Below are 7,931 nucleotides of genomic sequence, written 5' to 3' on the forward strand. Positions count from 1 at the left end.
TCGGGAAAGCGGTTCCGAGAGCAGTCCGTCCGGGCACGCGCGAGACGATGCTCTCGGAAATCAACGCGGAGGAGTCCTTTGCCACGGGGGACTCCTCCGCGTCGAACGCAAGTGGGCGACCGGGCGGGACCTACGCCGGATCGGAGGAAGACTCGTCGGCTTCTGCAAGATGCTCCGCGAGCTCCTCGACCTGTTCGGACAGGCGGTTGACCGTATCGGCCAGGTCATCGACTTCTTTTTGAGTCGGGACCCCGAAGCGTTCCAGGGCCGCCTTCACGGAATCGGCGAGCATGGACTGGGTCTCTTCCCCAGCCTCTTCGAGTTGGGCAAGGGCCTCGTCGCTCTGCTCGCGGACCTTTTCGGTGGCCTCTTCGAGCTCGGCCTGGCGCTCTTCCTCGAACTCTTGCCCCCGATCCACGAGTTGGTTGAAGAGCTTGGTGCCTTCTTCTTCGACCGTGGCCAAGGCCCCGAGGCCGGCCAGCCATACCTCGCGGCCGCGCTCGGTCAGTTCGTCTTGCAGGGTGTCAGAGGGGGAGGGGTCGTGTTCAGTCGTCATGGCGTAGAATGATTGGTTGTGAACAGTGCGGGTGGAAAGGGGAGGCTCACTCTCGAGAGCGCGGACGAAGGGACTCCGGCGAAGACGGCTGCCCGGAAGCCTCCCGGGAGGACGGGTGTGCGTTCGAGTCTTCAAGCCGATGGTCATCCAAGTCCTCAAGGAGAATAGACAACCGATGCTCTAGGTCACGCAGTTGCTGCCGGAGCTCATCGAGCTCCTGCTTTCGGGGACTTTGAACGAGCCGCTTGAGCTGGCCCAACGAGCGCTCCATGAGGTCGTCGACCGTCGACCGAATCTGGCCCAGCCCCGTATCGAGGGCTTCGCCACTGCGACGAAGCAGTGTGTGGAGGAGGTCCGACGGGATGACGGGCGAGCCGCGTTTTCCTTCTTCCAGAATGATGTGGGTGAGCGTCTGAGCCGTGATGTCCTCGCCGGTTGCCTTGTCCACGACCTCGACGGTATCGCCCCGCCGCACGAGTTCAGCGACATCGCTCAAGGACACGTACTCGCTCGTTTCGGTGTCGTATAGCTTTCGGTTGTCGTACCGCTTGATCTGTCGGGCCATGGGCAAAGCAATGAGCCGTTCGTAACGCAATGCATCAATTTCACACGTCGGTTTTGACGCAGCGCGTTACAAATTGATCCCGACGGTTACCCAAATGCTCGGCCGGCGCAAGTTGGGGCCGTGGGACGGGGCACTCGATTGGGGCTCTCGAGGCCCTTCGCTCCCCCAAAAGTAGATCCTCCGAGAAAAGGGCTCGGATGTTCGCCCCGCCCATCGGAGTTGGACCGTGGGGATGCCGAACGCGTCGAGAGCGTGGGAAGTAGCAAAGAGCCCCGTCCCCGGAGTCTTTCGACCAATTGGCTTTTGGTATTGGCTTTCGGTAAACGTTTTGCGGTTCGTATGCCCTATCACGCCGTCGACGATACGCGTCTCTACTACACCGATCGGGGACAGGGCGTCCCCCTTCTGTTCATACATGGCTTGGGGTCGAGCAGCCGCGACTGGGCTGCACAGGTTTCCCCTTTTGCCGAGCGAGGCCGCGTGCTTCGGCTGGACCTACGGGGCCACGGCCACTCCGAGCGAGGAGAGGGGCCGTACTCCATCGCCCAGTTTGCCCGGGACGTCGCGGTCTTTTTACGGAAGCGTGCGGCGGTCCCCGCGCACGTGGTGGGCCTGTCCATGGGGGGCATGGTCGCCCTCGAATTGGCCGCGAGCGCGCCCCAGCTTCTCCGCGGCCTCGTGGCGGTGAACAGCGTCGCCGACATGCGGCTCCACTCGTGGCACGATGTGTGGTTTTACGTCTCGCGGCGGCTGGCGGTACAGGCACTCGGCATGCGGCGCGTGGGGCGACTGCTCGCCCGCAAGCTGTTCGTAAAGCCGGGCCAGAACGAGCTCCGACGCAAATTCGTCCGCCGCTGGGCCCAAAATGACAGGCAGGCCTACCTCTGGTCGATGGACGCGATCATGCGGTGGAGTGTCGCGGACCGCCTCGGCCGCATCGACGTGCCGGCCCTGGTGGTGTCCTCGGATGAAGACTACACCCCGGTGGCAGAGAAGGAGCAAATGGTTGCCCGAATGCCGCGAGCCGAGCTTGCCGTCGTGAGCGACGCCCGCCACGCGGTGCCGGTCGAACGACCGGATGCGTTCAATGCCCTCGTCGATGACTTTCTAGATCGGGTGGAGGACCAGCGCGACGCGCTGTGGCCGAATTAATGCACATAGCTGCCGGCATTGACGTCGACGGTGGTGCCGGTGGCGTGGTCCGCGTGGCCGCTGGCGAGGAAGACGACGACCGATGCGACGTCCGCGGGTTCGGTCAGCTCGTTGAGCGCGAGGTCACTCGTAGCGTGGGCCTCCCCGTATTCATCGATGAAGTCCTGCGCCATGTCGGTTCGGGTAAAGCCGGGGGCGACCGTGAAGCCCTTGATGTTGTCCGCCCCAAATCCGCGGGCGATGGATCGCGTGAGCGCCACCAATCCGGCCTTCGAAGCGGCGTACGCCATGTAGTCGGGGGTGTCGCCCCGGAAGGCCGCCCGCGAAGCAACGCTGATGATGCGTCCGCCGTCCTCGGACTGAAAGTGGGGCAGGGCGTGCCGACACAGCAGTTCGGGCGCCCGCAGGTTGACGTGCATCGTGTCGTCCCAGTCGGCGGCCCAGTCGGCCGTGTCGGCCGCAAGGGGCATGGACCGCGCGACGCCCGCGTTCAGAACGAGGCCGTGAAGGCGGTCGTAAGTGTCGAGCACGTCGTCGACGAGACGGTCGGTGGCCTCGAGGTCCGTGAGATCGGCCTGAAATGGGCGCGCGTCGGGCCCGCAAGCGGCGGCGACCTCCTGGGCGGCGTCGGCGCTGCGGCCGTAGTGGACGGCCACTGTGGCACCGGCGTCTGCTAGTGCAAGAGCAATGGCCCGGCCGATGCCGCGGCTGGCGCCGGAGACGAGAAGGGTCTGGTCGGAGAGGTCGATCTGCATGACAGGGAGGGTCTTCGAAGAAGAGTGTGCGCGTCGAAAGACTATGGATATCGGTGGGGCGTGGCGGTGGGCGTGTCGGAGGAGTCCGCCTTCACGACCGCAAAGTGAACGCGTCCAATGGGCCGCCCGTCCGCCGTTTCCACGCTTACGCGCCACCGGCCGGGCGACACGTGCTCTTTGTAGGTCACGCCCCGATAGCCGCCGTCTCGTCCCCCCACCACCTGGTACCCGATGCGGTCGGTGTTTACCCAGGCGCCGCGCGATGGGACGTAGCGTTGCCAGCGGTGCGCGACTCTGGTTTGGAGAGCGGTAGGGGCGTAGATGGCCGTGAAGCAGTGGACCGTGTCGCCGGGGGCGTAGTGGAACGGGTCCTCTCCGTTCTGCGCCCACAGCCCGGCAGGGGAGGCCCGTTCTTGCCAGAGCACAAATGCACTGCCCTCCTGCTCTACGTCGTGGTAGACCCCCACATGCTGAAGGGCAAGAGGCACAGGGGGGATCCAGTGCTGGACGTAGAAGGTGACGAGCCCTCCAAAGAGGAGGCCGACCATGCACAGGGCGCCCACGAACGACCGCAGCCGTGCAAAGACGCCTTGCAGGCGCAGTGCAATTAGTAGGCCCGTCACGATCCCCACGCTGAGGAGGCCGCTCGTCAGGAAGACCCAGATCCCCATCGTCCCTAAGAGTACCGGCAGGAGAAACGTGAGGTAACAGAAGACGGCCAGAAAGTAGAGGCCGACGAGCAGGTATCCGCTCCGGTGGCGGTCCCAGACCCACTCGTTGAGAACAAGAAGGGCCACCAAGACGAGCAGGAAGAGGGACGCGGTGGTGAGGGAGGCGCTCCGCGTGTAGTAAATCACGTAGGCGCTAAACAGCCCACCGGCCAGAAACTGGATCGCCCCGACCGACCACGTGCTGAGGGCCTGCAGCGATGGAGGGAGCGGGCGGTCGTGGCGGTCCAGAAGAGCGAGGACGACAAAGCCCCCCAGCAGCAGGAGGTAGAGCCCAAGGACGACGTTGTCCAGCAGCGCGCCGATGCGCTGAAGCGTGAGGACATCCCAGCTCACGCCCCCGAAAAAGAGAAGAGGGGGCGCCAGGGTCTCGTGACGATGATACCAGCGCCGGGCGAGGCGGTAGCGCGGACTCTGGGCGAGCCCCCGCATCAAGCGTCCGAGCAGCGCCAGCCCGATGGGCCTTTCGGAAGCGGAGTCGACCGCGCGATTCGACGACATACAGACACGAGGGGAAGAGCGGCCCTGAGCATCTTCGGGGCCCGCGGGCGGGGGCGTTGCGGGCGGGGATGCTATGAATTGGGAGTGGGCAGGTCCGCACTCACCGCCGTGGCGTCCGGCTTGTCGTCCTCAGACGTCTCCTGCGGACGGCGCCAGAGCGGGACAGAGGAGCAGGGCTCGCCGTACATCAGCTTGCGGGCCACGTCCTGCAGCTTCTGAGTGGCGCGGGCGTAGGCCATCTCCGGCACCACCTCGTCCCCGCAGCCCTTGATGACGACAGGCTTGTCTTCGTAGGTCGACCAGTCCTCCGCCTCGAGCGCCGCCACGTAGTACTCGCGCAAGAGATCGTCCGCTCGGCCAAAGGTGGTGGACTGGGCAACGTCGTGGAGCTTTGAGGCGATCAGCATGTATCCCCAGGTCGGCACAATGGCGTCCGTCGAGCAGTGCAGAGCAACGTGCTCGTCTGCGTACTGAGACCAATCGTGTGCGTCGACCTCCGATCGAAACTCCTTCTCCTTTAGCATCAGGCCCTCCACGAGGAAGATGCTGATGTCGAGCTCCGTGATGGAGCGGCCGTCCCAGAGGTCGGCCAGGTTATAGACCTCGATGTCGCCCTGAGCGACGCGGTTTTCAAGTTCCATGAGGGGGTGGGGCTGGTTGTGCGAGGCAGACGCGACGGAGTCAGGTTGTCGAATCGACGCGGGGAGGCGTGAGTTTCTCGGGCGGGGCCGGGCGGCAGGCCGCGTCGGTCGAGGCGCCAGTTCAGTCCACGTCAATCTCGGCGCCAAGTCGATGCAGATACGACCGCATGTAAGCTGCGCGCCGCGTGGCCTCGGTGCGGCCCGCCTCGGTCTGCATTGTGTCAGGGAGGCGGAGCAGCTTGGCGTAAAAGTGGTCAAGCGTGTAGGCGTCATCGTCCGGATCGCGGTCGTCGCAGAACGGGTCGTCGGGATGGTAGAGCGACTGGTCCAGGGCGCCGCCCACGGTGAAGCAGCGGGCGATGCCGATGGCCCCGAGGGCGTCGAGCCGGTCGGCGTCCTGCACGACCTTTGCCTCAAGGGTTTCGGGCTCTGTGTCGCCCGAGTAGCTATGGGCGGCGATGGCGTGCTCGATGTCGGGGATCCACTGCTCGGGGTAGCCCTCGTCGGTGAGGAAGTCCCGCGCGGCGCCCGCGGCGCGCTGTGCGGCCTCTTTGCGGTCGGGCGCGTCTTTGGGCACGACCACGCAGTCGTGCAGCCAGGCGGCCGGGACGACGACGTCCATCTGGGCCGATGTCTCGTGGGCGAGGCGGCGGGCCGTCGTTGCCACGCGCTCGATGTGGGCACGGTCGTGGGCCGCGTCGGCGGTCTGGGCGTCCAGAAAGTCGGCGAAGCGGTCTTCCCAGAGGCCCCAGGCGTCGGTAGAGGAAGGCATGGCGGTGTGCGGGCGTATGAGAAAGGTCAAGGTGAAGGCGAGCACGGCGAGCGTCGGAGCATCTGCCCGCAACGCGCGTGTCTGGTACGAAATGTTTTCCGAACGATTCCACTGTTCGATGGCCCACATGGACGTCACCCCGGTACAGCGCGAGACGGACTGGGAGAAGGCCCGCGCCATTCGCACGCAGGTGTTCATAGAGGAGCAAGCGTGTCCGCCCGAAGAGGAATGGGACGGGCACGACGCGACGAGTCGGCACGTGCTGGGGCGGGTCGACGGGACGGCCGTAGCCACGGCGCGGTGGCGCACGGTGCCGCACGAGGAGGAAATCGTTGCCAAGCTTGAGCGCTTTGCCGTCCTCTCCGACTACCGCGGAGAGGGCTATGGCACGCAGCTCGTGCACACGGTTCTCAGGGACGCCCGCCGGGCCGGGTTCGACACGTTTCTGGTCCACGCTCAGGCGCACCTACGAGACTGGTACGAGACCCTCGGGTTTGAGTCGACGGGGCGGACCTTCGAGGAGGTTGGCATTCCCCACGTCGAGATGATCCGCCGCGACGATTCGTGACGATGGGTGCCGGCATGGGGGGTGGTGTGTGGGATCCTGCACTCCGGCCCCCGGCCCCACGCCTCCTACTCACGCAACCCGGCGTCAACGATGTTCGGGTTGGGTCGCACGGTCACGTCTTCCAAAAGTGCGTTGATCTGATCCTCCACCGCCTGCTGCCGGCGCTCCTTCGCCATCTGCTTCCGGGCCTTGGTCGTGTCCATCGGCTCGCCGGCGTTGGTCAGGCGAATGACGTGGAAGCCAAACCGTGTCCGGACCGGCTCGGGGGCCACGTCGCCCGAGTCGGACAGGGCGTAGGCCGCGTCGGCAAATTCGTCAACCATTCGGTCTCGCGTGAAGAACCCGAGGTCGCCGCCCTTTTGGGCGGAGGGGCCCTGGCTGTGGCGCCGGGCCAGTTCGGCAAAATCGACATTGTCCATCTGAGCGCTGTCCACAAGGGCCGACGCGGCTTGTCGGGCCGAGTCGACTTCCGACTCCGGGGCATTTTCCCCGGCCTTGATCAGAATGTGCTGCGCCCGAATGCGTCGGTTTTCCTCACTGTACGACGAGACCTCTTCGCTGGAGGGCTCTTCGTAGTTCTCCGCCATTTGTCGCTGCAGCTGCTGTTGACGGAACTGGTCGGCCAGCAGGCTGCGGACCGAGTCGACGGTCATGTTGTTGCGGGCCAGCTGTTTCTGGAACTGCTCCTCGCTTTCGTACCGCTGCTTGAGCTTCTCGAGGCGAGCGTTCACCTGAGTGGGGTCGGCCTCGACGCCCTGGGCCGTCGCCTCTCCGCGAAGGGCGTGCTGGCGCGCGAAGCCACGGATGAGCTGGCGGTGGGTCTCCTGCATCTGGTCCTCCGATTGTTGGCTGGGGGCCTGGCGCTTCATCGACATCCGCACCTGCTGTTGGTAGCGCGCGGCCGAGAGGGTGTCGGCCCCGTACCCGGACGACACGACGAGCGCAACGGTAGAGTCGGACACAGAGGCTCCCACCTGATAGGGAACGTCCGCGGTTTCAGAGCTGGGGCCGTTCTCTCCTCCCCCGCACCCGACCAGCAGGAGGACGAGAGCAGAAAGCGCGATGGCCGGCAGGGGGCGCGAGAGAGTCGGGAGGTGCATGGTCACGGGGCAGTCGGGTGAGTGTTGGGGAAAGGCAGCGTTGAGTGAGGGCAGGGCGCCGCTGGGGGGCTGAAGGAGTAAGAGAAGGAGTCGGGGGCGGGCCGCTGCCAGCAATCGATGGATGCACGTCCCCCCGTACGAACATGTTTCTCGAAAGGCTGGGCAAAAGCGGGGCCCATCGGGTGCAGCGCGGGAGCCGTGCGGGGGGCGAAAGCACAGGCGTGATTCGTCCAACCGGGGTTGAATTTCCGTGAACGCGAAACCAGCAATGAGCCCTCATGTACACCCATTTGGACTTATAGACACGATCAGCCGCGTTCGTCTAGGGGTCTAGGACGCCGGCCTCTCACGCCGGTAGCACGGGTTCGAATCCCGTACGCGGTACGTCACGACGCCTTTTCGAGGCGCTGGCCTTCCTCCTCCCTCCCCCCAGGCCAGCGCCTCTTTTTTTGTTGGGGGGCGGTTTGGGCTGGGCACGGCGGGGCCAAATAGAAATGGCGACGGCCCCGACTGGGAACCGTCGCCACTGCAAAAAGCAGGAGGGGGAGGCGAAGCTAGGCATCTCCCTCAGAATCGTCCGTCGCCTCTCCGTT

At 65.4% G+C, this 7,931-nt stretch carries 9 protein-coding genes and 1 tRNA gene; 3 read left to right on the forward strand and 7 right to left on the reverse strand.

What is annotated here, in order from left to right:
* Window positions 1-130: 130 nt before the first annotated feature.
* Together V5A20_RS11970 and V5A20_RS11975 are read right to left on the reverse strand one after the other, a co-directional pair.
* A complete protein-coding gene (locus V5A20_RS11970) occupies window positions 131-556 on the reverse strand; it encodes a phasin family protein (RefSeq protein ID WP_332315215.1) in 426 nt (141 codons plus the stop codon).
* 46 nt (window positions 557-602) lie between these two features.
* Window positions 603-1,121, reverse strand: a complete 519-nt coding sequence (locus V5A20_RS11975) for a polyhydroxyalkanoate synthesis regulator DNA-binding domain-containing protein (protein ID WP_332315216.1) — start codon at window positions 1,119-1,121, stop codon at window positions 603-605.
* Between the two features lie 339 nt (window positions 1,122-1,460).
* On the opposite strand from V5A20_RS11975, the gene V5A20_RS11980 reads away from it, so the two are divergent.
* On the forward strand, window positions 1,461-2,273 hold the full coding sequence (locus V5A20_RS11980; protein ID WP_332327426.1) for an alpha/beta fold hydrolase: 813 nt from the start codon (window positions 1,461-1,463) through the stop codon (window positions 2,271-2,273).
* Here the strand turns inward: V5A20_RS11980 and V5A20_RS11985 are convergent.
* The 4 genes from V5A20_RS11985 to V5A20_RS12000 all read right to left on the reverse strand — a co-directional run bounded on the left by V5A20_RS11985 (window position 2,270) and on the right by V5A20_RS12000 (window position 5,670).
* Complete coding sequence (locus V5A20_RS11985; RefSeq protein WP_332315218.1) at window positions 2,270-3,028, reverse strand: SDR family NAD(P)-dependent oxidoreductase; 759 nt, start codon at window positions 3,026-3,028, stop codon at window positions 2,270-2,272. The two genes, V5A20_RS11980 and V5A20_RS11985, sit on opposite strands and share 4 nt — an antisense overlap.
* A gap of 41 nt (window positions 3,029-3,069) precedes the next feature.
* Entirely contained in the window at window positions 3,070-4,257 is a 1,188-nt protein-coding gene (locus V5A20_RS11990; RefSeq protein ID WP_332327427.1) for a DUF2914 domain-containing protein, read from the reverse strand.
* A gap of 71 nt (window positions 4,258-4,328) precedes the next feature.
* The gene (locus tag V5A20_RS11995) at window positions 4,329-4,898 is read right to left on the reverse strand and encodes a DUF2480 family protein (RefSeq protein WP_332315220.1); all 570 of its coding nucleotides are present in this window, start codon (window positions 4,896-4,898) and stop codon (window positions 4,329-4,331) included.
* A 121-nt stretch (window positions 4,899-5,019) separates the two neighbouring features.
* Window positions 5,020-5,670 carry an HD domain-containing protein gene (locus V5A20_RS12000; RefSeq protein WP_332315221.1) on the reverse strand — a complete coding sequence of 217 codons (651 nt, stop codon included), beginning with the start codon at window positions 5,668-5,670 and terminating at the stop codon, window positions 5,020-5,022.
* Between the two features lie 118 nt (window positions 5,671-5,788).
* On the opposite strand from V5A20_RS12000, the gene V5A20_RS12005 reads away from it, so the two are divergent.
* The gene (locus V5A20_RS12005; RefSeq protein WP_332327428.1) at window positions 5,789-6,238 is read left to right on the forward strand and encodes a GNAT family N-acetyltransferase; all 450 of its coding nucleotides are present in this window, start codon (window positions 5,789-5,791) and stop codon (window positions 6,236-6,238) included.
* A 65-nt stretch (window positions 6,239-6,303) separates the two neighbouring features.
* Here V5A20_RS12005 and V5A20_RS12010 read toward each other — a convergent pair whose 3' ends face one another.
* Window positions 6,304-7,338: a foldase protein PrsA gene (locus tag V5A20_RS12010; protein ID WP_332315223.1), complete on the reverse strand. Its 1,035-nt coding sequence runs from the start codon at window positions 7,336-7,338 to the stop codon at window positions 6,304-6,306.
* A 311-nt stretch (window positions 7,339-7,649) separates the two neighbouring features.
* Between V5A20_RS12010 and V5A20_RS12015 the strand changes: the two genes are divergently transcribed.
* Window positions 7,650-7,722 (forward strand) — tRNA-Glu (locus tag V5A20_RS12015).
* The last annotated feature ends 209 nt before the right edge of the window (window positions 7,723-7,931 follow it).

Origin of the sequence: Salinibacter sp., from assembly GCF_036626415.1 — a bacterium.
Classification (GTDB): Bacteria; Bacteroidota; Rhodothermia; order Rhodothermales; family Salinibacteraceae; genus Salinibacter.